We start from the raw sequence: 23545 nt of genomic DNA on the forward strand, positions 1-23545 counted from the left end.
TTATTTTAACAAAGCTTGTATCTGCTCGCCAGTACAACCAAAACGACGTTCACGATTAACAAACCATGCCACAGCATCCACTAAACTTTTTTCATCAAAGTCAGGCCAATGTTGTTCCGTAAAATATAATTCAGCGTAGGCGGTTTGCCACAGCATAAAATTACTAATGCGACATTCACCACTGGTACGAATTAACAGATCAACATCAGGTAAGCCTTGAGTCACTAATCCCTGCGCTAAATCTTGTTCAGTCAGAGATTCAATATCAAGTTGTTGATCAATAACACGCTGCATCATTTGCTTCGTGGCTTGAAGAATATCCCATTGACCGCCGTAGTTAGCAGCCACATTTAACACTAGCCCAGTGTTACCTTCAGTTAGTAACTCTGCTGCAGCGATTTTTTTCTGCAACCGAGCACTGAAGCGACTTTTGTCTCCGATAATACATAATCGAATATTATTTTTATGTAGTCTTTTAACTTCACGACCTAAAACGGTCATGAATAATTCCATTAGTAATGAGACTTCATCCTCAGGACGACGCCAATTTTCACTACTGAAAGCAAACAGTGTAACAACTTTAATACCAAGTCGATTTGCAGTAGAAACGGTCTTACGTACTGCTTCTACACCTGCTTTATGGCCAAATACTCGCGCTTTACCTTTGGCTTTAGCCCAACGGCCATTACCATCCATAATCACTGCGATGTGTTGTGGAAGATAGTCGGCTGAAGGAACAGCGTCTATTGAAGGTTGTGCCATATTTATCCCTCAAAAAAAAAGCGCCGTGCTGCCGCACAGCGCCTTAACTTTGTCAGCTAAACTAAGACAATAATGTCTTAAACTTCCATTAGCTCTTTTTCTTTTACTTCAAGAACAGCTTCAATATTCTTGATAGCTTCATCTGTTAGTTTCTGAACTTCATCTTGTGCGCGGCGATCATCATCTTCAGAAATATCTTTATCTTTTAGTAAAGATTTAACTGTTGCATTCGCATCACGACGAATATTGCGCACTGCTACACGGCTTTGCTCTGCTTCAGCACGTACAATCTTAACCAGATCACGACGACGCTCTTCTGTTAGCGGTGGTAATGGTACACGAATTACCGTACCCGCAGACATTGGGTTCAGACCCAAATCAGACATCATAATCGCTTTTTCAACTTTAGGCGCAAGCTCACGGTCAAAAACAGTAATCGCAAGAGTACGAGAGTCTTCGGCAACTACGTTAGCAACTTGGTTTAGCGGTGTATTTGCACCGTAGTACTCAACATGAATCGTATCAAGTAGGCTTGGATGTGCACGACCTGTACGGATCTTTACTAGTTGGTTACGAAGCGCTTCTACGCTTTTTTCCATGCGCGTTTGCGCATCTTGTTTAATTTCGTTAATCACGATAAATACCTTAAATTATGCTGTCATCATAGCGCTGATTTCAGCACTACATTAAATTCACAAGGCTTAAGCGTTAGTGATCAGCGTACCTTCTTGCTCACCCATCACAACACGGCGCAATGCACCTGGCTTATTCATGTTAAATACACGAATTGGCATATTGTGGTCACGAGCAAGAGTAAATGCAGCCAAATCCATTACCTTAAGTTCTTTTTCAAGTACATCTTGGTAGCTCAGCTTTTCACAAAGCGTAGCATCTGGATTTTTAACTGGATCATCCGTGAACACGCCTTCAACTTTTGTTGCTTTTAATACTACATCAGCTTCGATTTCGATACCACGAAGACATGCAGCAGAATCTGTTGTGAAGAACGGATTGCCTGTACCTGCAGAGAAAATAACAACGCGGCCTTGGCGTAACTGACTGATCGCATCAGCCCAGTTATAGTTATCACATACACCATTTAAAGGAATAGCAGACATTACACGCGCGTTCACATAGGCACGGTGCAGCGCATCACGCATTGCTAAGCCGTTCATTACCGTTGCTAGCATACCCATGTGGTCGCCCACAACTCGGTTCATACCCGCTTCAGCCAGACCAGCACCACGGAATAAGTTACCGCCACCGATAACAAGGCCGACTTGAACACCTAATTCAACGAGTTCTTTTACTTCTTGTGCCATACGGTCAAGAACTTGAGCGTCAATACCAAATCCTTCTTTACCTTGTAGTGCTTCACCACTTAGTTTTAGAAGAATACGTTGATAAGTTGGTTTAGGGTTTGTGGTCATGTTTTTTTACCTTCCAAGCTGATTTTGAGATATGGAGTTGTAAAAAGACCGCAACGTCGGTTGCGGTCTTTGGTATTCTGATTAAAAAGGATTAACCTTTTTGAACAGCTGCTACTTCTTCAGCAAAGCTCATTTCTTGAGCTTTCTCGATACCTTCGCCAACTTCTAGACGTACGAAGTTAGTTACTGTAGCGCCTGTTTCTTTCAGTACGTCACCAACAGTTTTCTTTGGTTCCATGATGAAAGCTTGACCAGTTAGAGAAACTTCGCCAGTGAACTTCTTCATGCGGCCTTCAACCATCTTCTCAGCGATAGCTTGTGGCTTGCCTTCGTTCATAGCGATTTCAACTTGAACTTCACGCTCTTTAGCAACAACTTCAGCAGGTACGTCAGATGGGTTAACGTATTCAGGCTTAGATGCTGCAACGTGCATTGCAACGTGCTTAAGAGTTTCTTCGTCGCCGTTACCAGCAACAACTACTGCGATGCGAGCACCGTGAGTGTAAGCAGAAACTTTGTCACCAGCAATGTAAGCTACGCGACGGATAGAGATGTTCTCACCGATCTTAGCTACTAGCTCGATACGTGCTTCTTCAAATTGTGCTTGAAGTTCTTCAACTGTAGCGTGGCTAGCAAGTGCTGCATCAGCAACAGCGTTAGCGAATGCAAGGAAGCTACCGTCTTTAGCAACGAAGTCAGTCTGGCAGTTTACTTCAACAAGTGCTGCTTTACCGTCAGCATCTTTGATGATGATAGTACCTTCAGCTGCTACGTTACCTGCTTTTTTAGCAGCCTTAGCAGCACCGCTCTTACGCATGTTTTCGATTGCTAGCTCGATATCAGCGTTAGCTTCTACTAGTGCTTTCTTACAATCCATCATACCTGCGCCAGTACGTTCACGCAGTTCTTTAACTAGGGCAGCTGTAACTGTTGCCATGTGATAATCCTCAGATTTGAATTCGTTGAGTAAAAATCAGGGGCCATTATCGGCCCCTGGTAACCATTCTTAGTTTACGCAAGGTAACTTAAGATGCTTATGTAAAGCAGCAGGCTATTAAGCTTCAGCTACGAAACCGTCTTCTTCTGCTTGAACAGCGATATCTTGGTTACGAGCTTCTTTAACAGTTTGAGCTACAGAACCAGTGTAAAGCTGAATCGCGCGGATTGCGTCATCGTTACCTGGGATAACGAAATCAACGCCGTCTGGATCAGAGTTAGTATCAACAACAGCAAATACTGGGATACCTAGGTTGTTAGCTTCTTTGATTGCGATGTGCTCACAGTCAGCGCCGATTACGAACATTGCGTCTGGTAGGCCGCCCATGTTCTTAATACCACCTAGTGATTTCTCAAGCTTTTCCATTTCACGAGTACGCATAAGCGCTTCTTTCTTGGTTAGCTTTTCGAAAGTACCATCAATAGATTGAGCTTCAAGTTCTTTAAGACGCTTGATTGATTGACGAACAGTTTTCCAGTTAGTCAACATACCACCCAACCAACGGTTGTTTACGTAGTACTGGTCACAGCTGATTGCTGCTTCTTTGATTGATTCGCTAGCTGCGCGCTTAGTACCAACAAAAAGAACTTTACCCTTACGAGCAGCAATTTTTTCAATTTCAGCTAGAGCTGCATTGAACATTGGTACAGTTTTTTCTAGGTTGATGATGTGTACACGGTTACGAGCGCCGAAAATGAATGGCTTCATTTTTGGGTTCCAGTAACGAGTTTGGTGACCAAAGTGTACACCAGCCTGAAGCATGTCGCGCATTGATACAGTTGCCATTGAATAATCCTCTATGGGGTTAGGCGTCCACATATCCCATCTTAAAACCGACCCGATAACAGCGTAATCGCCATTGTTACTTAAAATAAGTAACTGAGCACCCCGGCAGATGTGTCGATATGTGTGAATAATAAATAAAAGTATGTGTAATCCAATCAAGTTGTACCATTACTAGACGTCAACTTAGCCAGCTAAGGGTTAAATTTTCGCTTATAACAGAAACAAAATCACTGTTTACGGCGCGCTTTATACCATAGAACAGCCAATAAAATCCAGTCAAAATTGGATATGAGAACTAATCTTATCTTCCCTTTAACCCCTTGCGACTGGTAATATAACAATCACACAGAAACATACAGATTGAGACGATTTTATGAGCATTAAGATCAAAACGGCTGAAGAAATTGAAAAAATGCGTGTTGCTGGCCGTTTGGCAGCAGACGTATTAGAAATGATCGAACCGCATGTAAAGGCGGGTGTGACCACTGAAGAGTTAGACAAAATTTGTCATGACTACATCACACAAGTTCAACAAGCGATTCCAGCACCGTTGAACTACCACGGCTTTCCTAAATCTGTGTGTACCTCAATTAACCACGTTGTTTGCCACGGCATTCCTGCAGCTCAAGATGAAATTGTTGTAGAAGCCGATGGTAAATATAACAAGCCAGCAGTATTAAAAGATGGCGACATCATTAATATTGACGTGACAGTGATTAAAGACGGTTACCATGGTGATACTTCAAAGATGTTTGAAGTAGGTGAAGTATCTCTTGAAGACAAACGCCTTTGCCGCGTTGCTCAAGAAAGCCTTTATCTGGCAATCAAAAAAGTAAAACCTGGCGCTAAAATTGGCGATCTGGGTACCGCTATTCAGAAGTTCATTAAAGCAGGCAGCAGCCGTTTTTCTATCGTGAAAGATTACTGTGGTCATGGTATTGGTAATGAATTCCATGAAGAACCACAAGTTGTTCACTATAAAAATAGCGACCGTACTGTCATGAAAGAAGGCATGTGTTTTACTATTGAGCCAATGATTAATGCTGGTAAATTCAGCTGTGAATCTGATGAGCAAGATGGTTGGACTGTATACACTGTCGATGGGAAAAAGTCGGCACAGTGGGAACATACCTTACTCGTCACTAAAGATGGCTGTGAAATCTTAACCTTGCGTAAAGAAGAAACATTGCCACGCCTAATGCATAACGCATAATTCGGCGTCTGCTATTGCAGTACATACTGAAATCAAAAAAACCGACCTGCTGTGTCGGTTTTTTTATATCTAGCGATACAGTTCAACGCTTGAAATGGTTATAGTAATCTTAAGATACCTTTACCGCACGGATAGCAATGACTGACATTTCAGCGACGCAACTTTCTGATTACCTCGATGATGCCATTACGCTCGACAGCCTACGCAGTGCCCTTAACCATTTTTCTGAAGAGCAAAAGCATCAATTTAAGCAGCAAAAATCCATTATTGATTTAGTCACTGAGCGCAGCCAATTTATCGATCAGCTTTTGATTCGACTATGGCGTTTTTATGGCTTTGAACAACAACCGGATCTGGCATTAATTGCCGTTGGTGGCTATGGCCGCGGAGAATTACACCCATTATCAGATGTCGATTTATTAATATTAAGCCAACATCCATTAGCAGAAGATGTGGCGAATAATGTTAGCGCGCTTATTACTCTTTTATGGGATTTACGATTAGAGGTTGGCCAAAGTGTGCGTACCGTCGATGAATGTATTGCGGTTGGCAAAGATGATCTGACAGTCGCGACCAATTTAACTGAGTCACGTTTTTTATGTGGTAATCAACAAACTTTTCACCAATTAACTGTTGCCATTAATTCGCCACAATTTTGGCCCAGCGAGACATTTTTTCAAGCAAAACTTGAAGAGCAGCGAGTCCGCCATGCTCGCTACCACGATACCACCTATAATCTTGAGCCAGATATTAAATCTAGCCCTGGTGGCTTACGTGATATTCACACCCTTAGCTGGGTTGCACGGCGTCATTTTGGTGCCACCAGCTTATTAGAAATGAGTCATCATGGCTTTTTAACTGATGCTGAATACCGTGAATTGGTTGAATGCCAAAACGCGTTATGGCGAATTCGATTTGCGCTCCACATTGAGCTGCGTCGCTATGACAATCGTCTTACCTTTGATCATCAACCCTCAGTCGCAGCACTCCTTGATTATCATGGTGAAGGCAACCAAGCCGTTGAAATGATGATGAAGGCGTTTTACCGTATTCTGCGTCGTGTGGCTGAGCTTAATAAAATGCTGTTACAGCTGTTTGATGAAGCCATCATTAAGCCTGATGCACGTTTAGCTCCGATTATACTCAATGATGATTTTCAATTACGTGGCAATTTGATTGAAGCGACTAAACCCGCGTTATTTCAAGCGCGACCTGAAACCATCCTCGATATGTTTCTTCATATTGCTCAAAATTCTGATATCGAAGGCATTGCAGCGCCTACTCTGCGCCAATTACGTACCGCTCGTCGTCGCTTAAACCGTTTTTTAATTGAAATTCCAGCCGCGCGTGAAAAATTCATGGAATTGGTTCGCCAACCTAATGCACTTCAAAAAGCATTTCGGCTGATGCATCGTCATGGCGTTATAGCTGCTTACCTGCCGCAATGGAGTCATATTGTCGGTCAAATGCAATTTGATTTATTTCATGTTTATACCGTCGATGAACACAGTATTCGAGTGATTAAAAATCTCCATAAATTCAACGATCCTGAACATCACTCACAGCACCCTATTTGTTGTGAAGTTTACCCACGGTTAATCAAAAAAGAAATCTTGATTCTTGCGGCGATATTTCATGATATTGCTAAAGGACGCGGTGGTGATCACTCCGAATTAGGTGCGGTGGATGCTTATGATTTTTGTATCGAACACGGACTGTCCCACCCTGATGCAGAAACAGTCGCATGGTTAGTGCAAAAACATTTATTAATGTCGGTTACTGCACAGCGACGTGATATTTACGATCCTGAAGTGGTGGCTGAATTTGCCAAACAAGTGGGTGATGAAGAACATTTAGATTATTTAGTCTGTTTAACCGTTGCCGATATTTGTGCCACTAACCAAGACTTATGGAATAGCTGGAAGCGTACATTACTGGCTGAGCTTTACTACTCAACCCAAAAGACATTACGCCGCGGACTGGAAAAAACCCCAGATATGCGTGGTCGTATTCGTCACAATCAACAGCTAGCATCAGCGATCTTACGCAGTAAAGGCTTTATACCACGTGATATTGAAGTGTTATGGCGTCGCTTTAAAGCCGATTATTTCCTACGCCATACTCATAAACAATTGGCATGGCACGCACAAGCATTGCTAAAACACAGCGGCGATAAACCGATTATATTAATGAGTAAGAAAGCGACCCGTGGCGGCACTGAAGTGTTTATCTACAGCAAAGATAAAGCCAAGCTATTTGCTATTGTGGTCTCGGAGCTGGATAAGAAAAATCTTAGTATTCATGATGCTCAGATCATGAACAGTAAAGATGGTTATACGCTCGATACTTTTATGGTGCTCGACCCTAACGGTAAAGCCATTAATGAAAATCGTCATGTGGGGATTATTCGAAATTTAACCAAAGCACTAACAGCAATGAAATCTGAGCGTAAAATTCGTCGCGCACCACGCAAATTACTTCATTTCAATGTACCGACTAAGGTTGAGTTTTTATCAACCAAAACCGGACGTAAAACCATGATGGAATTGGTTGCGCTTGATATGCCAGGGTTATTGGCAAAGATAGGATCAGTATTTGCAGAACTGAATATTAGTTTACAAGCGGCAAAGATCACCACTATAGGTGAGCGTGCAGAAGACTTTTTTATTATTGTTAATGAATCTGGTGGCCGTTTAACCACCGAGCAGCAACAATTATTACGCCAAACGCTGATCCTAACGATTAATAAACATGCCTAAATAACAACCATAACAACACCGTATTTAACTACGGTGTTGTTATCTATCTTGAGATTACAATGTAATTGCAGTCTCTAGCGCTAAATTAATCATGTCATTTAATGTCGTCACACGATCTTCTGCATTTAAGCCTTCATGGCGTAAAATATGATCGGTTACGGTACAAATAGCTAATGCTTTGACGCCAAACTGAGCAGCAAGGGTATAAAATGCTGACACTTCCATTTCAACACCATAAATACCGTATTGTGCCAGTTGCTGATAAAAGTCTTCGTCTGGGCGGTAGAATAGATCAGATGAAAATACATTACCGACTTTTACTGATAACTGTTTTTCTTTTGCAAGATCAACCGCAGTTCGTAGCATATCGTAGTTAGCTAACGCTGCGAAATCATGATCACGCAGTCGAGTACGGTTCATTTTAGAATCCGTACTTGCTCCCATCGCAACGATCAAATCCATCAGTTGGACATCATCATGGATCGCACCACAGCTACCAATGCGAATAAAGTTTTTGACGTTATAGTGAGTAATTAACTCTTGAACATAAATCGACGCAGAAGGTGCGCCCATACCATGCCCCATCACAGATAATCGCTGACCTTTATAGAATCCAGTAAAGCCAAGCATACCGCGAACATTGGTTACTTCTTGTGCGTTTTCTAAGAAATTTTCTGCAATATATTTAGCCCGTAGCGGATCGCCTGGCATTAAAATAGTATCAGCAAAGTCACCCGCTTGAGCATTAATGTGTGGAGTCGCCATCGAAGTATCAATTCCAAATAAAAAAGAGGTTGAGATACCCGCACTGTAAAGCTAAGCTCCGCGCTTGAAAAGGACACTTGTCCATCTTCAGTATCAATTTTAGTCACTTACTCGATTATAATGAAATTTACTTATGCCTCAGCAACTGCATTTATCGCTGTATCAACGTTTATTACAATTACCCTGCTGCCGTCCGGTTAAATTAACAGCCAACCAAATATTTATAGCTCAAGGTGAACCAAGTGATAGCCTCTATTTAGTGCAAGATTGTGCTTTTTTAGTGTCTTACCTAAGCCCTGTCGGCAAACGTTATATTGTTAATGCTCAACAAGGGTTTTCTGGCATTTTAGGTGAAATGGAAATATTTCGAGAGCAAGGTACAAGTGTGTTCAGTGTCGCAGCATTAAGCGATGGTATTGGTCATCAAATTCCACGTCATAAACTCATAGAAGCGGTACTTAATAACGCCGAGTTAGGGTTAGCTTTTTTGCAATTAATTTCTCATCGTTATGAAGAGTCAATTGGTCATACGCTCGATAATATTTTGCATAGTTTACGCTTTAATACCATTCGATTATTAATTAAAAAATCACACTTAAGCGCTCAAGGTTGGTTTGAATTTAATATTGAACAACATGCTGGTGAGCTCGGTGCAACCCCACGGGCTTTACGACGAGTAATTAAAGATTTGTTAACAGCTGCCACATTAGAAAAACAGCATAAGCATTATCGTCTATTAGCCGCTGACAGCTTAGTTCAAGAGCTCAATCTTATTCAAAAGTAGCAAAATGCTGCTTTATTGACTCATTACGCAAACGTTTTCGTAAAAAGGGACTTATGTCCTTTTTTTTTGATTCCACAATAGATAAAACGCATCGGTCGCTGTTAACACTGACGCTAAACAGCCCCTTTGAATCTATTGAGACATTACCGTTATGAGCATTATCACCAGTATTATTGGCATGATTGTTTTGATCGCTATTGCAGTATTATTATCAGAAAACCGTAAAAAAATTCGTTTTAGAACCGTGTTTGGTGCGCTTATGATTCAAATCGGTTTTGGTGCATTTGTAATGTATGTCCCTGCTGGACAAATGTTACTGCAAGGGATTGCGACTGGTGTTAATAATGTCATCAGCTATGCCAATGATGGCTTGAGCTTTGCTTTTGGTGATTTAGCTCAATATAAACTCGGATTTATCTTTTTAATTAATGTGCTGTGTGTCGTGATCTTTATTTCAGCCCTTATTTCAGTACTGTATTACCTTAAAATCATGCAAAAAATTGTCGGTTTATTAGGTAAGGGGCTTAAACGCCCTTTAGGGATCAGTTATTCTGAATCGATGTCAGCGACGGCAAATATCTTTGTCGGTCCAATCGAAGCACCAACAACCTTACGCCCTTTTATTGCCACCATGACTCGCTCTGAATTATTTGCCATTATGACCGGTGGTTTAGCCTCTGTGGCGGGCGGTACTATGATTGGTTACATCAATCTTGGCATCGACGTAAAGTACATTCTGACCGCTTGTTTCATGACCGCTCCTGCAGGACTTTTGTTTGCCAAACTTATGTGCCCGGAAACAGAAACTCCGCGTCAAGATCTTGATCAAATTATTGAACAAACTGAAGACAAACCAGAAACACTATTAGACGCCATCACGCAAGGTGCGATGGTTGGCTTACATCAAGTCGGTTGTGTAACCGCACTATTAATTGCAATCGTGGCTTTAATGGCGATGGTTAATGGCATTATTGGTGGTATCGCTGCCATGCTAGGTTTTGATGGTGTAACGATTCAATTGCTGCTTGGTTACCTATTAGCGCCACTGGCTTTCTTACTCGGTGTACCGTGGTCTGAAGCACCACTTGCTGCTTCTTTCATTGGTCAGAAAATCATTGTTAATGAATTTATTGCTTACGTGAGTTTTATTGAAGTTGCCGATCAACTGTCTGAAAAAACGCAAGCAATTGTAGTATTTGCACTATGTGGGTTTGCCAATATTGGTTCGTTAGCGTTGGTCATTGGTGGCCTACGTGCTATGGCACCTACAAGAGGAAAAGAATTATCACAAATTGGTGGTCGAACACTGATTGCTGCTATTCTGGCCAATTTAATGAGCGGAACAATTGCAGGGTTACTAGTCTCATTAGGAGCTGCTGTTTAATCATCCCCTTGTTTAATCAACAAATAATTTATATCCAATAATGGTTACCCCATGAATAACGACAGGGTAACCATTCATTTCATCGTGCGACGGCTATTTAATTATGCAGCTGCTTGCTCGGCAGTCGTTATAAATTGAGAAAACCACCCCTCAGCAACCTCTAACGGTTCAAAATGAACGCCAGCGTCAATATCTAATCGTGGTTGAACTGATTGTGAATTAAGCTCACTTAATAACGCATCAAATTGACGCCCAGCCCCACAAAAACGATCTTCACCATAGCTAGAATCACCTAAAGCAATCACACCATAACGTTGCTTAGGCAATAGTGGAAATTGATCTTTTAGCGCCACATATAGCGGTAGAAGATTTTCTGGAATCTCACCTTGACCTGTGGTCGATGTTATCACTAACACGGTATCAGCATCATAGGCCATAAAATCATCTAAGGTTGAATCAAAGAAAATCTCAACCGGTACTGATGTTAATTTAGCCGCTAATGTTTCTGCTAACTCTTCTGCTCCACCATATACAGAGCCTACAAATATGCCTAACTTATTCATTCGCTCTCCTTTGCTGTAAGATGTCCTCAATAAGGGACTCTTACCAATCTGGCTACAACACCAAAGAAAAGCAAGTATTGATGTAAATTTAACCTAAGAAGTTTGCACTACAACGCATTCATTATTGTTGCTGTTATTGTATCTGGTGTACCTAACAACAATGTTGGCGACCAGCTAAATGTTGTCATTACCTGTTGCCAGACGTCATCTACATTGGCTCGAATATCCACCGCTGCCCCAGTTAATGGATGCGTAAACTGTAATCGTGACGCATGTAACATCAATCGATGACAATCAAGATGTTCGCGGAACATACGATTATGTTTACCGTCGCCATAATTAACATCACCAATCATATGATGATTTAAATGGTGCATATGACGGCGCAGTTGATGTTTACGACCGGTCTCAGGTTTCATCTCAACTAAACTATAACGACTAGTCGTGTAAGGGCCTACTGCAATATTTGTTTCAACCGTTGCTAATGGAGCATAAGCAGTAATTGCTTCTTGAGGCTCTTTGTCTTCAGAGGCTTTTTTATCGGCAATTTTATCTAACATCACTTTCAATGGATAATCTAGCACCGCTGCTTCTTTAACCCAGCCTCTGACAATGGCGTGGTACGTTTTATGTATATCTCGCCCCGCAAATAACGGCATCATCATGGCTGCAATTTCACTTGAAAGTGCAAATAGCAGTACTCCAGATGTCGGTCTATCTAAACGGTGTAATGGAAACACATGCTGACCAATTTGATCTCGTAAAGTTTGCATCACAAATACCGTTTCATGGCTATCTAGCCAAGAACGATGTACTAACATACCAGCAGGTTTATTGACCGCAATTAATGCATCATCGCGGTATAAAATTTCCAGTTCCATTATGCTCACTTAGTCTTTAAACAATTGATCAATTTCACGCACAGTCACCACAATATCGCCCATTCCTGGTTGATTTTTCATTGCTTCTTCAACATAAGGAGCAATCGCAAACTGGGTTGGTAATGGTAAATTATGCGCGATTAAATAACGTAGTTTAGGAATAAAAATCCATTGCAACCATTGATGACAAGCCAAAGTATCAATCGCAAATGGCTCAATACTCGCTAAAGATTGAGGTTCAGGGGCGATCGTTTCCCAGTATTGATGGTGTTGTAATCTATTTTCTAACTGAGCAAGTAATTGCTGACTTTGATGATATTTATCCACCCCAACCCCTCTTGATTGATAATAAAAACGGCGCAGGATAGCATTTCAGTAGTCACGCCCCAACTATATTATGGTGATTAGCAGCCTATTCGCAGGTATGCTGAGTCAACGCTAGTAATTATACTGACAAGCTGATTAAAGGAGCTTTATTTATCATGTCCATGGAAACGTTTCATACTTTAACCCAACTACTTGATAACGCGGGTTGTCGTTATAATATTTTCGATTTAGGTCGGCGTGTTAATGAAATTGAAATCAGCCAATTTAAAGCGGTTGAAGAAAATCGCCAGCCTTATCCATGGCCACTACAGCAACATGCACACATTGCAATTTCATTTTGGCAACACCAGCAACCGCCTTGGGTGTGGTTTTTACGCTTACCCCTTGATGAACGTGGGCTATTAAAACAAGCCGCTGTCGGTGACTTTATTAAATATGTGATTGAGGCAATGGGAGCAAGTCTCAATAGTACGCCGACAGAAGATGAGCAACAGAAACTGGCTAATAATCCTTACACATTTAAGCCTAATGACGACAAGATGGCGATTTTTAATGCGCAACTTCGAGTATTACTGTCGTTACCACCCAGTCAATATTATACTGATGCACAAGCGTATTTATCAGGTCAACAAGATTGGCAGCAATGGCAACATATTGGACTGCAAGGGTTAGCTGATATCTGTGCCCGCATTTCACAACACAATAATGCGACATTATTACGCAAGGCTCTCAATCATCTGCCAATGACACCCTTGTATGCGTTATTAGGTTGCCTTGAGCATTGCACGATACCAGAGCCTCTCACGCAACGTATTAGCGAACGTTTAGCCCTTGAGTGCCAGCAATCTCAACCCGATTTATTTTTAATTGCCGCCTTAGTCCGCGCGCTGGCTGGCAGTGCCCCACAACAATTACAACAAACATTAGTCACATTATTAAATCAGCCAGCACTGTGCCATCGCGAGGTATTAATTGCGATTGCAGGCCGTTGTTGGAGCGGTTTTAGCGATGCAAATATTGCTTCACTGTTTTTATTACGTTTAGCTGAAACTGAAGATCAAACATTGTTTAACCAATTATTTACTGATCTTGTTATGCAGCCATTATTACGTGGAATCATGTTACAAATATTGCATGGACAAGCAGATCCCGCCCTGATCACTGCAATTCAAAAATTACAGCAACATGCTAAAAATCACTGATTGCATTTATAGTCTATAAGGGCTTTTTTATATGGATAATCTGTTCGGCATTTTAATTATTGCGACTATCGGCTTTTTATTTTGGCAGCAACGGCGTCAAACTGAACTGGCACAATATTATATTGAACAACGCTGTAAAAATATGGGCCTGCAAATGATCAGCTTTGCTCGTGGTGAGCAAAAACTTAAAGATCATCATGATGAATGGGGCTGGCGAACGGTATTCGTCTTTGAGTTTTCTGCTGATGGTGTCGATGTGTATCAAGGCTATCTTGAAATGAAGCGTCTTCGAGCAAGCTATTTTTATTTACCGCCACACCGGATTCCGGAAAGCAGTGAGTACTGATTAGTCGCGCTCTTAAAAAAGAATGGGCGTGACAATAATTATTGCCACGCCCTTAGATATTACTTGCAGCTATCCCGCTACTATTGTGCTCCTTGCCATCAATCCTTGATATACGTAAATCCCCTGGTAAATCTTAACTTCATCCTAGAAGTCATTCTTCGGTAATCCCTGACCCATCAGCATATCCAACACTGACTCTCTCTCCACGAAGGAGGTGTCCTTTACTTCATTAGAAGTTGTTCCTGACTTCGTTTTGAAGTATTGCTATTCCATCCTAGAATACTGTCATCCTGACTAATAGATATCCCATCTATGGCCTTCTATCCCAGAAGATCCTTGCATCCTGCGAGATGATAGTCCTCATCATCAATGTGCTCTTCCTAAGCGGCCAGTTCCATGGCTATTCCTTAATCCTTGTCAGCTCCAGCTGATGACAATATATTACCCCACGGCAAAAATGACGCAATGTGAAATATCCCATTAAATACTTTTAACAAGTATTAACATTGAGAGATCCACCAATAACTATATGATAAATATAAAATAACCATTTCCACATCACGATAAATAGTTATTAATAGAGAAATAATCCCACATTTTTGTAAGAGATCTCTTACACGGTAAGTAGAATAACGCCACTGGTTGTAACAATATTCGAGGTGCGAGATGCGAGATGCGAGATGCGAGATGCGAGATGCGAGATGCGAGATGCGAGATGCGAGATGCGAGATGCGGATAAAAACAAGTCGCCCTTAAAGAGTCAAAACAAATCTATCACGACAACTGATGAGATTATTTTCTTTCACACAAAAAAGAGCGGGCGCGACTTTCGTCGCGCCCTGAGGTCTTACTTGCAGCTATCCCGCTACTATGTTGCTCCCTGCATCCATCCTTTGACTGCTGTGTTCCGTCAGCATTGTCCTTTTTACTTCATCCTGAAGTTGTTCCTATGGCCATCCTAACCCGTCATCACATCCTGTTCTGACTCTCATCTCCTTCCTGGAGGTATCCTTTACTTCGTCCTGAAGTGTTCCTTTATGCCTCAATCCTAGAGGTGTTCCTTAACTTCATCCTGAAGTGTGTCCTAGTGTCTTCCTGACCAGTAAACATCCTGTTTACTTATTATCGCATCCTACGATATTCCCTTCACATTCCATATCCGATAAACCATCCTAGTTTACCAGTATCTCATCCTGAGACTGCCTATATCCGTGGCACTTTCCTGTTCCGTTATGCCGTATCCTTTCGACACTGTTAATATTATGCGAATTATCGCCAAAATCCTATATCTTACAAAATGTGTTTTTTTTGTTTTTATGAAAATTTATGTCGATATATAACTAAAACATTATTAAACATATAGTTACGCAAAAATCATAGATATATAGTCACAATTGTAATGCTTATCTCCCACAGATTTGTAAGAGATCTCGCACACAGCAAGTAGTCAAAGACCATTCACGAGTTATCACATTTATTCACACGCAGCAAAATATCGTTATTAGACAGATAGATACGAGGTGTGAGGTGCGAGGTGCGAGGTGCGAGGTGCGAGGTGCGAGGTGCGAGGTGCGAGGTGCGAGGTGCGAGGTGCGAGGTGCGAGGTGCGGATAAAAACAAGTCGCCCTTAAAAAATCAAAACAAATCTATTACGATAACTGATGAGATTATTTTTCTTTCCCACAAAAAAGAGCGGGCGCGACTTTCGTCGCGCCCTGAGGTCTTACTTGCAGCTATCCCGCTACTATGTTGCTCCCTGCATCCATCCTTTGACTGCTGTGTTCCGCCAGCATTATCCTTTGTACTTCATCCTGAAGTTGTTCCTGTGGCCATCCTAACCCGTCATCACATCCTGTTCTGACTCTCATCTCCTTCCTGGAGGTGTCCTTTACTTCGTCCTGAAGTGTTCCTTTATGCCTCAATCCTAGAGGTGTTCCTTACTTCATCCTGAAGTTTGTCCTAGTGTCTTCCCGACCAGTAAACATCCTGTTTACTTATTATCGCATCCTACGATATTCCCTTCACATTCCATATCCGATAAACCATCCTAGTTTACCAGTATCTCATCCTGAGACTGCCTGTATCCGTGGCACTTTCCTGTTCCGTTATGCCGTATCCTTTCGACACCATTAAGATTACGCTTTTGATTATTATCCACAATATAGATTTAAACACTTTCTGACATTTTTTTTCATTTCACATCCACACAAAAAACAAAAAACATTAATAATCAAAAGATTAAACAAAAACAAATCGTCATATTCACTAATAAATAGCTTAATATCTTACACTCTTGTAAGAGATCTCTTACAAAGGGATTAGCTATTTGGCCAAAATAACCCTTTAAGTCGATATCCACTATACTCAGTCAAAGGAAAATAGTGCAAAGTAAGGGGTCAATATGGAAGCCTTCAATCACGACTTAGCTAATTTATTCAGCCAATTAGGATTAGATAATTCAGCAGAATCTATTGAACATTTTTTACAAACTCATCAACTAGAGCAGCAGCAAAAATTATCAGAAGCGGCTTTTTTCATTCCGGCCCAACAACAATTTATTATTGAATCACAACAGCAAGACGCGGATTGGTGTGAGGTCATCGATCAATTAGATACCTTACTTCGAAAATAGTGACTACGCTAGATTAGGAATAACAATGTCAACTATCACCAAAGAAATAGAAAATGTTATTAATCAACTAATTATTGAGAAAAAACAACCATCAGTAGCATTAATTAAAGCTCGGTTAACAACATCATTGCCTATTCCGGTGATCATTAAAGCACTGCAAGCATGGCAAAAAAATGCCAAAATACCACATATAGAACAACAACAACGGGTGTTAACCGCCGAGCAACGTATAGAGCAGCTAGAGCAACAGGTGCTAGCGTTATCAACTCGTTTGGCGCGCTTAGAAGCTGAACGCTAATGATAAAAAAGCACCTGTTTTATAGGTGCTTTTTTATGTTTACTGAAAGTTCCACGACATATTTGATACGATACGGCAACGATCGCACTTAAAGTGGAATAAACCATGTATTGCTTCGGGTTGATGCCATTCCCCACCACAACTTGGGCACTTTCGTGCTAATTCAGTTACTTCATTTTCACCACCAACACGGTATTGATAGTAATAAGTCGGAACTTCGGTAGTGGTTTCAATATGGCGACATAAATTGCGTCCACGTATAAACAGTTCACTGTCTACATCACCAATCTCAGTCAGTGCCATGCTCACAGCAGTTGGACTTTTAATCGCCATTTGAATTTCATCAAAGGCTTGCCACTCAGTCTGCCATTTAATGATCGCTTTATAATCACCGTCAGTGACAGCCCCTGTTTGATACAATGGAATCGGCAGTAACGTATCACCACTGCGCAATGGTGAACAGCTATGAACATAGGTGGTATAAAGCACTTGCCATGATGGTGAAAAACTTTCAGCGACAGAATCAGAGTTAAGATCAACGCCTAATAATTTTATTTTAGGGGTTAATAAGCACGATAATGTTAATTGCTCATAACATACGTTCACTTGAGGGCTATTATAACGCGGATGAAGGCTCTCTTTCTCTGGGCATACAACTCGAACGCGGAAGATCCCCTCGTCAATCACTACCGGAAACTCCCGTCCCAGCACTTGACCGTTATAACGTAATGCATCCATTAAGCCATTTATCGCACTATCGACCTGCGATAAAGTCGTATTATCAAAACATTCAAATTGTAGCTCAACAACAAACACGCCTTAGTCCTCTGCCACTACTGGCTGTAATTGCTCTAAAAAAGTCACAATATCATTGGCTAATACTTGGCGAGTATCTTTACCTAAGGTTTCTAACACCACTTGACCGGTTAAATTACAAATAGCAATAACTTGTGATTCATCATCAACCACAGCAATAAATACCGTTGGTTTAAGCTTCATGCGTCGTTGTGTTACTAGGTGACCTAAAATATTTTGTTGTAAACGCTCGATATCGTCATCATTAAAAGCTTGCAATAAATCAAGTGATAACTCACCAAACATCGCACTCATATCACCGCTAAATTGCGATCCATAAAAAGCATTGATATCACTATGGAGGGCTAAATCCATGCCTTTCTCGACCCCCTCTAAAGCAATCATTGGCTGACGCTCAATCGGTTTCCAAGTCACATTTCTGCCATTGTCATTGACTACACACGGTGAAATAAGCCCAACTAAATGCTCACTTACAGGAAAACCGCGATCTGCATCACACCACGCTTGTAAATAACGCGCAGAAAAATCAGATAAAGCGCAGGTAACAGGATGATTCATTCGCAACCTCATAAAAGATTCAGTAAACTTTAGGTTTAAACCGTTTCGACGGACATTTATTCTAATCCAAGAGTGTCATAGACAGTATGAGTAAATATAAAGACGCTAAAGAATTAGCCGGTTTAACCCTTGGCCAAAAGACAGAGTATAAAGATCAGTACGATCCATCGCTACTGCAACCTGTACCAAGAAGCCTAAACCGTACCGATATTAATATCAGCGATGATGCACTGCCATTCACTGGCTATGATATTTGGACATTATACGAATTATCTTGGCTCAATAAAAAAGGCTTACCTCAAGTCGCTATTGGTGAAGTGCGCTTACCGGCATCAAGCCCTAATCTTATTGAATCAAAATCTTTTAAACTGTACCTAAATAGCTTCAATCAAACCCGCTTTGATGGCTGGCAAGCAATTGCTGACACTTTGCAAATTGATTTATCACGTTGTGCAGGTGAAGATGTTGACGTTACCATTCAGCCACTGACTGATTTTAATGAACAACCGATTGTTAATTTCTTTGGCGAGTGCATTGACGATCAAGATATTGAAATTAATGACTACAGTTTCAAGCCTGAATACCTTGAAGGCGCTGCAGATAATAACGATATCGTTGAAGAAATTGTTCATAGCCACCTATTAAAATCAAATTGCTTAATTACCAACCAGCCTGATTGGGGTAGCGTACGTATTGCTTATAAAGGTAATCGTATCGACCGTGAACAATTACTGCGTTATATCGTGTCATTCCGTAATCACAATGAATTCCACGAGCAATGTGTTGAGCGCATATTTAATGATATTATGCGTTTTTGTCAGCCAGAATTACTGACTGTTTATGCTCGTTATACCCGTCGTGGTGGTTTAGATATAAATCCATATCGTACCAACATGGGTAAAACACCAAGTGATAACTTCCGCCTTGCGCGTCAGTAAGTAGATCCTAACGACGAATTCAACATTAAGTCCGGTAAAAATCTTTACTTTGCTGGACTTGATGCATTAACCCCGTAAAATCAACACCATCTTGTGTGTTATTGTGCTGTTTTGAGACTATATGATTTTTCGTGGCCTATTAATTTCTGGGTTAGTATTACTAACAACCTCATTTGATCTTCAAGCAAAAATTTATAGCTCGCCGATCCTCACCGAAGCACAGAGTTTACTGGTTAACCAACCAGAAAGAACACTCACAATCACTAAAAGCTACCTCGAACAGCGCCGCTTAAGCCAGCCACAAGATCCATCACGAGTGCATCTTAATGGTGAAGCTGATCATTCAACCCGCACCCCACTCAATACTGTCAATGCGTTGCAAATCCAAGCCCAAGCTTTATCGCTACTACAACAGCCCGAGAAAGCCATTGCCGTCATCAAAAAAGCGGAAAAAACAGCAATTGACAATAATTTAATGTTCAGTGTCTTTGAAAGTCGTATTTTATTGGCTCAATTTTACTGGGTTAATTTAAGTAATAGTGCAACTGCGCTAAAAATGCTCAACACCCTCGATATTGACATGAAGCAGGCGCAACCAATAAATTTAAGCCGCCAACTGCAAGAATTAAAATATAAAGCATTAATGCTACGCGCGCTGATTGAATCAAGTATTGGTAAAGACGCCGCGGCCGAAAAATTGTTTATTAAAGCGAAAGGTTATTTAGTCACATTTGACGATAAAGACGAAACCATTAATTATCAGCTCACACTCGGCCAACATTATTTACGTCACAATCATTATGATATGGCACTTGATCGCTTATTAAGTGGTTACTGGTTAGCGGTTGAAAATGATGACCAACCACAAATTGCACGCGCTAACTATGAATTAGCGCAGTTATTTGAAGAGCGACACGTACTTGATAAAGCGCTGGAACATGCCACACAAGCTGGCGAGTTTTTTGAGCGTTATAAACGTACTCAAGAATTAGCAAAAACCTTAGCTCTCATTGCTTCTATTTATGAGCAACAAGGGCGCTATAACCTTGCTCTGGTGCATTATTTTAATGCGCTTGATCAAGAGAATCAGCTCAAACATGATCTTCGCTCTGCAAGTCTACGGCTTAATATTGCGCGAATTTACTTACACCTTTGTAATTACTCTAAAACAGAACAATACATTGTTCAGGCGCGTAATCTTGCTCTGCAAAGTGGGAATGAAAATATTGTCGCTGAAAGCCAAATCCTACAAGGGCAATTAGAGCTCGAAAAAGGGGAACTGGATGATGCGATAACATCGTTGCAAGCGGGTTTAATTTCGGCAAGTCGTATTGGCGCCACCAATTTACAATTAATGGGCGAATCGATTTTATCTGAAGCATTTGAAAAACAGAATGACTATTACAATGCATTATTGAGTCAACGCCGCTATGAACAACTGTATGCTGGCAAACAAAAAAATGCGACCAAAAGCAACACTGAAGTATTTAAACAGCAGCAAAAAATGATGGAACGTTCACTGAAACTTGAAGATATGGAACGTGAGCAATTCATCAATCAAAATGCATTGTATAAGCAACAGAAAATTTCTTTAACCCTCATTGGCGGGTTAGTGATTTTGTTATTATTATTATGGCGTCGCCAACATATTAATAAACAATTAAAACAACAACTAACGAAACTCACTACCGATTACTATACTCACCCTCGTAGCGGGTTACGTAACCTACGGATGCTAAATGCACGTCTGGCAAACTCTCTCCAACAGAGCAGTGCTAACTTTGAGCAATGGCATCTTGGTGAAATAATAAATGAACCTTTAAGCGATCGGTTACGATTTGCGTTATTTGAAGTGTCATTCTTAAAGCGAATTTATCTCGAAAAAGGCTACCAACAAGGCCTGGCCGCAGAAAAAGAGTTTGGTAATTATTTGCAGCAGCAAGTATTAGAACCGGCGCGTATTTATCACTTTTCTGATGCGATGTTCTTATATATTGAGCCTAATGCACGTTTAAGTTGTGATCCAAAACAATTAGCAGAATCTATGCAACTCTTAATTGATAATTATACTTTGCCACTCAATATCAATAATTCATTACAAATAGGTATGGCAGAGTACCCATTTTTACCTCGTGCCTATACCGCGATTAACGATCAAGAGTTGATCGATATATTGCTCATGACTGTCGATGCAGGTATTAGCCTCAACGATAAGCAACCTGGCAGTCATTGGGTTCACATTTGTGCTATTGATGCCGCACCTGCCGCTAGTTTTGTCGGTGATAATATTCGTCGCGCTTGTGTTGAAGGGATTGATAAGGGATTAGTTAAAGTGCGTAGTTCAACTAATAATGAAATAATCTGGAACTATGATCACAATATTAACAACGATATCAATTAAATATACAACGATTACAACAGTCTGATAAATAGCACTAACTATCAAGTTTTATTTTTGGTAGCATACCTTTTAATATCAGTAACATTATGAATTAAATGGATTTTAACTGTACTAATGCAGATGCATAACCAATGACCGATATTAGCGCGATTGTTAACGAAGTCGGCGTTCTAAAACAACGCTTAGACCTCGCTCAACTTTCTTACCGTGATTCCAATCTGAAATCACGGCGTGAAATTGTGATCTTAAAACGGCTAATCACTCGATTAGTCGTTGCTTGTCGAGGCATTGATAATGAACTCGATACAAGGCTACAAGCCATCAGCGTTGATCTTGAACAACCACTCGAGATCAGTCGTCTCATTCCACGGCTGGCGATTGTTGAACGTCTGGTCATTCAACAAGCCGATGTGATTCAACACCAAAATAAACGCTTACAACACCATATTAGTCAACGCGGCCGTACCCTTTCACATTATCAAGGTTTACCACTATCACTACAACGTGATCTTCGCGGCATTTTCAACCAGCCATCTGTAACCTTGTTGGACAATCACCAACGTATATTACGCTTACTTGAACTGTATGAGCGCAGTATAAAGTTAATTTCAGCCAGCAATAACAGTACCACTCTCACTGACCAGCAGCCAAATTTTGAGGTCGAGTTAGCAGCAGAATTGCTCGTTGTTATCTCTGAGATAGATTTCACTAATGAGCAAGGTGAACAACTGTTTGAGATTCGAGAGCAATTAACTCAAGGGGTAAATCAAACAAGATTACAAACACTATTATTGCAAGTGTTACGTCTTATTGTTACTGGCACTCATGCTGAACGCCATGCTTCACAACAGTTTTTAAATACACTCAATAGTGATTTAGCCTCACTACAAAAAAATACCGCTAAAGCAGCCAGTTCTTTTGCTGTTTTGCACCAACATCGTTGTGACTTCAATACCAGTATTGCAACGATAGCAACCACAATTAATCAGCAACTGAGTCTTAAAAAAACACCAGATACAACGCCGTTGTTAGTGAATATTGCCAATGAATTACAACAATTAGCCCAACGTAATAGCCAGCTAGAGCAGCGCGAACAAGCATTAATAGAACAATTAAACCACAATGATAATAAAGTCAATCAAGTACAACAACAGACCTACAATTACCATCAACGTTTAAGCCAACAAGAACAAAATATCTTTCGAGATAAGTTAACCTTAACCTATAACCGAAGTGCGTTTGATGATCGGCTTGAACATGAATATCAGCGCTGGCTACGTTACCAAACCCCATTGTTATTAATGCTAATTGATATCGATGATCTTAGTCTGCTTAATAAAGATTATGGTCATCATGCAGGCGATAAAGCACTTAAAATCATTGCCAAAACGATTAGCCAACAACTGAATCCTACTGATTTTATTGCGCGATTTAGTGATGATGCCTTTATGTTAATCATTACCGATTGTAATGACCAACAACGTCATCAAACGCTACAAAATATTCGCGCGGCGGTGAGTCAATTACCGTTGCACTTCAAAGGTCAGAGTGTGGCAATGTCGGTCTCTATCTGCAGCAGTTTTTTTGCTACCAATGACACTCCCAAACAAGTTATCGAACGGCTTGAAACAACATTACTTCATGCTCAACATCCATGCAGTAATGTTATTATTGACCAAATTTAAACGTCAACAACAGCCACA

At 40.8% G+C, this 23545-nt stretch carries 22 protein-coding genes; 11 read left to right on the forward strand and 11 right to left on the reverse strand.

Annotated features, from left to right (window positions below; translation table 11 throughout):
• From G6R09_RS18745 to rpsB, 5 genes are all read right to left on the reverse strand, one after another.
• Positions 1–762: an isoprenyl transferase gene (locus tag G6R09_RS18745; protein WP_065167344.1), complete on the reverse strand. Its 762-nt coding sequence runs from the start codon at positions 760–762 to the stop codon at positions 1–3.
• Between the two features lie 77 nt (positions 763–839).
• Positions 840–1397, reverse strand: coding sequence for a ribosome recycling factor (gene frr / locus G6R09_RS18750; protein WP_060998756.1), 558 nt, complete (start codon positions 1395–1397; stop codon positions 840–842).
• A 66-nt stretch (positions 1398–1463) separates the two neighbouring features.
• A complete protein-coding gene (pyrH, locus tag G6R09_RS18755) occupies positions 1464–2192 on the reverse strand; it encodes a UMP kinase (protein WP_060998757.1) in 729 nt (242 codons plus the stop codon).
• 91 nt (positions 2193–2283) lie between these two features.
• The gene (gene tsf / locus G6R09_RS18760; RefSeq protein WP_065167343.1) at positions 2284–3129 is read right to left on the reverse strand and encodes a translation elongation factor Ts; all 846 of its coding nucleotides are present in this window, start codon (positions 3127–3129) and stop codon (positions 2284–2286) included.
• Between the two features lie 117 nt (positions 3130–3246).
• Positions 3247–3975: a 30S ribosomal protein S2 gene (gene rpsB, locus G6R09_RS18765; protein ID WP_060998759.1), complete on the reverse strand. Its 729-nt coding sequence runs from the start codon at positions 3973–3975 to the stop codon at positions 3247–3249.
• A 373-nt stretch (positions 3976–4348) separates the two neighbouring features.
• Between rpsB and map the strand changes: the two genes are divergently transcribed.
• Complete coding sequence (gene map, locus G6R09_RS18770; protein ID WP_163924003.1) at positions 4349–5188, forward strand: type I methionyl aminopeptidase; 840 nt, start codon at positions 4349–4351, stop codon at positions 5186–5188.
• Positions 5189–5325: 137 nt separating this feature from the next.
• Entirely contained in the window at positions 5326–7947 is a 2622-nt protein-coding gene (gene glnD, locus G6R09_RS18775; RefSeq protein WP_163924005.1) for a bifunctional uridylyltransferase/uridylyl-removing protein GlnD, read from the forward strand.
• A gap of 54 nt (positions 7948–8001) precedes the next feature.
• On the opposite strand, the gene deoD is transcribed toward glnD, so the two are convergent.
• Positions 8002–8712 carry a purine-nucleoside phosphorylase gene (deoD, locus tag G6R09_RS18780; protein WP_163924007.1) on the reverse strand — a complete coding sequence of 237 codons (711 nt, stop codon included), beginning with the start codon at positions 8710–8712 and terminating at the stop codon, positions 8002–8004.
• A 133-nt stretch (positions 8713–8845) separates the two neighbouring features.
• On the opposite strand from deoD, the gene G6R09_RS18785 reads away from it, so the two are divergent.
• Both G6R09_RS18785 and G6R09_RS18790 read left to right on the forward strand, forming a co-directional pair.
• Complete coding sequence (locus G6R09_RS18785; protein WP_065167339.1) at positions 8846–9496, forward strand: Crp/Fnr family transcriptional regulator; 651 nt, start codon at positions 8846–8848, stop codon at positions 9494–9496.
• 151 nt (positions 9497–9647) lie between these two features.
• Positions 9648–10880, forward strand: coding sequence for a NupC/NupG family nucleoside CNT transporter (locus tag G6R09_RS18790; protein WP_065167338.1), 1233 nt, complete (start codon positions 9648–9650; stop codon positions 10878–10880).
• A 101-nt stretch (positions 10881–10981) separates the two neighbouring features.
• Here the strand turns inward: G6R09_RS18790 and G6R09_RS18795 are convergent, their stop codons facing one another.
• From G6R09_RS18795 to G6R09_RS18805, 3 genes are all read right to left on the reverse strand, one after another.
• Entirely contained in the window at positions 10982–11443 is a 462-nt protein-coding gene (locus G6R09_RS18795) for a flavodoxin (RefSeq protein ID WP_163924008.1), read from the reverse strand.
• Between the two features lie 107 nt (positions 11444–11550).
• Positions 11551–12324: a tRNA pseudouridine(65) synthase TruC gene (gene truC / locus G6R09_RS18800; RefSeq protein ID WP_163924010.1), complete on the reverse strand. Its 774-nt coding sequence runs from the start codon at positions 12322–12324 to the stop codon at positions 11551–11553.
• A gap of 9 nt (positions 12325–12333) precedes the next feature.
• Positions 12334–12651: a YqcC family protein gene (locus G6R09_RS18805; protein WP_065176918.1), complete on the reverse strand. Its 318-nt coding sequence runs from the start codon at positions 12649–12651 to the stop codon at positions 12334–12336.
• Between the two features lie 155 nt (positions 12652–12806).
• On the opposite strand from G6R09_RS18805, the gene G6R09_RS18810 reads away from it, so the two are divergent.
• The 4 genes from G6R09_RS18810 to G6R09_RS18825 all read left to right on the forward strand — a co-directional run bounded on the left by G6R09_RS18810 (position 12807) and on the right by G6R09_RS18825 (position 17129).
• Positions 12807–13853: a DUF3549 family protein gene (locus G6R09_RS18810; RefSeq protein WP_082967960.1), complete on the forward strand. Its 1047-nt coding sequence runs from the start codon at positions 12807–12809 to the stop codon at positions 13851–13853.
• 31 nt (positions 13854–13884) lie between these two features.
• Complete coding sequence (locus tag G6R09_RS18815; protein WP_065167335.1) at positions 13885–14199, forward strand: DUF3301 domain-containing protein; 315 nt, start codon at positions 13885–13887, stop codon at positions 14197–14199.
• 2401 nt (positions 14200–16600) lie between these two features.
• Positions 16601–16831, forward strand: coding sequence for a DUF2789 family protein (locus G6R09_RS18820; RefSeq protein WP_065167334.1), 231 nt, complete (start codon positions 16601–16603; stop codon positions 16829–16831).
• Positions 16832–16856: 25 nt separating this feature from the next.
• Entirely contained in the window at positions 16857–17129 is a 273-nt protein-coding gene (locus tag G6R09_RS18825; protein ID WP_163924012.1) for a hypothetical protein, read from the forward strand.
• 39 nt (positions 17130–17168) lie between these two features.
• Here the strand turns inward: G6R09_RS18825 and G6R09_RS18830 are convergent, their stop codons facing one another.
• Together G6R09_RS18830 and syd are read right to left on the reverse strand one after the other, a co-directional pair.
• The gene (locus tag G6R09_RS18830) at positions 17169–17945 is read right to left on the reverse strand and encodes a Zn-ribbon-containing protein (protein ID WP_163924013.1); all 777 of its coding nucleotides are present in this window, start codon (positions 17943–17945) and stop codon (positions 17169–17171) included.
• A 3-nt stretch (positions 17946–17948) separates the two neighbouring features.
• Entirely contained in the window at positions 17949–18503 is a 555-nt protein-coding gene (syd, locus tag G6R09_RS18835) for a SecY-interacting protein (protein ID WP_065167331.1), read from the reverse strand.
• 86 nt (positions 18504–18589) lie between these two features.
• Here syd and queF point away from each other — a divergent pair, with 86 nt between their 5' ends.
• The 3 genes from queF (at position 18590) to G6R09_RS18850 (ending at position 23527) form a co-directional block, all read left to right on the forward strand.
• On the forward strand, positions 18590–19441 hold the full coding sequence (gene queF, locus G6R09_RS18840) for an NADPH-dependent 7-cyano-7-deazaguanine reductase QueF (protein WP_163924015.1): 852 nt from the start codon (positions 18590–18592) through the stop codon (positions 19439–19441).
• 121 nt (positions 19442–19562) lie between these two features.
• The gene (locus tag G6R09_RS18845; RefSeq protein WP_065167329.1) at positions 19563–21842 is read left to right on the forward strand and encodes a GGDEF domain-containing protein; all 2280 of its coding nucleotides are present in this window, start codon (positions 19563–19565) and stop codon (positions 21840–21842) included.
• A 131-nt stretch (positions 21843–21973) separates the two neighbouring features.
• On the forward strand, positions 21974–23527 hold the full coding sequence (locus G6R09_RS18850; protein WP_163924017.1) for a GGDEF domain-containing protein: 1554 nt from the start codon (positions 21974–21976) through the stop codon (positions 23525–23527).
• The last annotated feature ends 18 nt before the right edge of the window (positions 23528–23545 follow it).

Origin of the sequence: Photobacterium sp. Alg240-V54 (assembly GCF_900537155.1) — a bacterium.
Lineage (GTDB): Bacteria > Pseudomonadota > Gammaproteobacteria > Enterobacterales > Vibrionaceae > Photobacterium.

Excerpts from the sequence above, each read along its gene's own strand:
- G6R09_RS18795 (WP_163924008.1), bottom strand. The coding sequence starts at position 11,443 with ATGAATAAGTTAGGCATATTTGTAGGCTCTGTATATGGTGGAGCAGAA.
- G6R09_RS18785 (WP_065167339.1), top strand. The coding sequence starts at position 8,846 with ATGCCTCAGCAACTGCATTTATCGCTGTATCAACGTTTATTACAATTA.
- rpsB (WP_060998759.1), bottom strand. The coding sequence starts at position 3,975 with ATGGCAACTGTATCAATGCGCGACATGCTTCAGGCTGGTGTACACTTT.
- G6R09_RS18850 (WP_163924017.1), top strand. The coding sequence starts at position 21,974 with ATGACCGATATTAGCGCGATTGTTAACGAAGTCGGCGTTCTAAAACAA.
- pyrH (WP_060998757.1), bottom strand. The coding sequence starts at position 2,192 with ATGACCACAAACCCTAAACCAACTTATCAACGTATTCTTCTAAAACTA.
- G6R09_RS18825 (WP_163924012.1), top strand. The coding sequence starts at position 16,857 with ATGTCAACTATCACCAAAGAAATAGAAAATGTTATTAATCAACTAATT.
- syd (WP_065167331.1), bottom strand. The coding sequence starts at position 18,503 with ATGAATCATCCTGTTACCTGCGCTTTATCTGATTTTTCTGCGCGTTAT.
- G6R09_RS18845 (WP_065167329.1), top strand. The coding sequence starts at position 19,563 with ATGATTTTTCGTGGCCTATTAATTTCTGGGTTAGTATTACTAACAACC.
- deoD (WP_163924007.1), bottom strand. The coding sequence starts at position 8,712 with ATGGCGACTCCACACATTAATGCTCAAGCGGGTGACTTTGCTGATACT.
- G6R09_RS18790 (WP_065167338.1), top strand. The coding sequence starts at position 9,648 with ATGAGCATTATCACCAGTATTATTGGCATGATTGTTTTGATCGCTATT.
- G6R09_RS18810 (WP_082967960.1), top strand. The coding sequence starts at position 12,807 with ATGTCCATGGAAACGTTTCATACTTTAACCCAACTACTTGATAACGCG.
- G6R09_RS18815 (WP_065167335.1), top strand. The coding sequence starts at position 13,885 with ATGGATAATCTGTTCGGCATTTTAATTATTGCGACTATCGGCTTTTTA.
- truC (WP_163924010.1), bottom strand. The coding sequence starts at position 12,324 with ATGGAACTGGAAATTTTATACCGCGATGATGCATTAATTGCGGTCAAT.
- G6R09_RS18820 (WP_065167334.1), top strand. The coding sequence starts at position 16,601 with ATGGAAGCCTTCAATCACGACTTAGCTAATTTATTCAGCCAATTAGGA.
- map (WP_163924003.1), top strand. The coding sequence starts at position 4,349 with ATGAGCATTAAGATCAAAACGGCTGAAGAAATTGAAAAAATGCGTGTT.
- G6R09_RS18745 (WP_065167344.1), bottom strand. The coding sequence starts at position 762 with ATGGCACAACCTTCAATAGACGCTGTTCCTTCAGCCGACTATCTTCCA.
- glnD (WP_163924005.1), top strand. The coding sequence starts at position 5,326 with ATGACTGACATTTCAGCGACGCAACTTTCTGATTACCTCGATGATGCC.
- queF (WP_163924015.1), top strand. The coding sequence starts at position 18,590 with ATGAGTAAATATAAAGACGCTAAAGAATTAGCCGGTTTAACCCTTGGC.
- tsf (WP_065167343.1), bottom strand. The coding sequence starts at position 3,129 with ATGGCAACAGTTACAGCTGCCCTAGTTAAAGAACTGCGTGAACGTACT.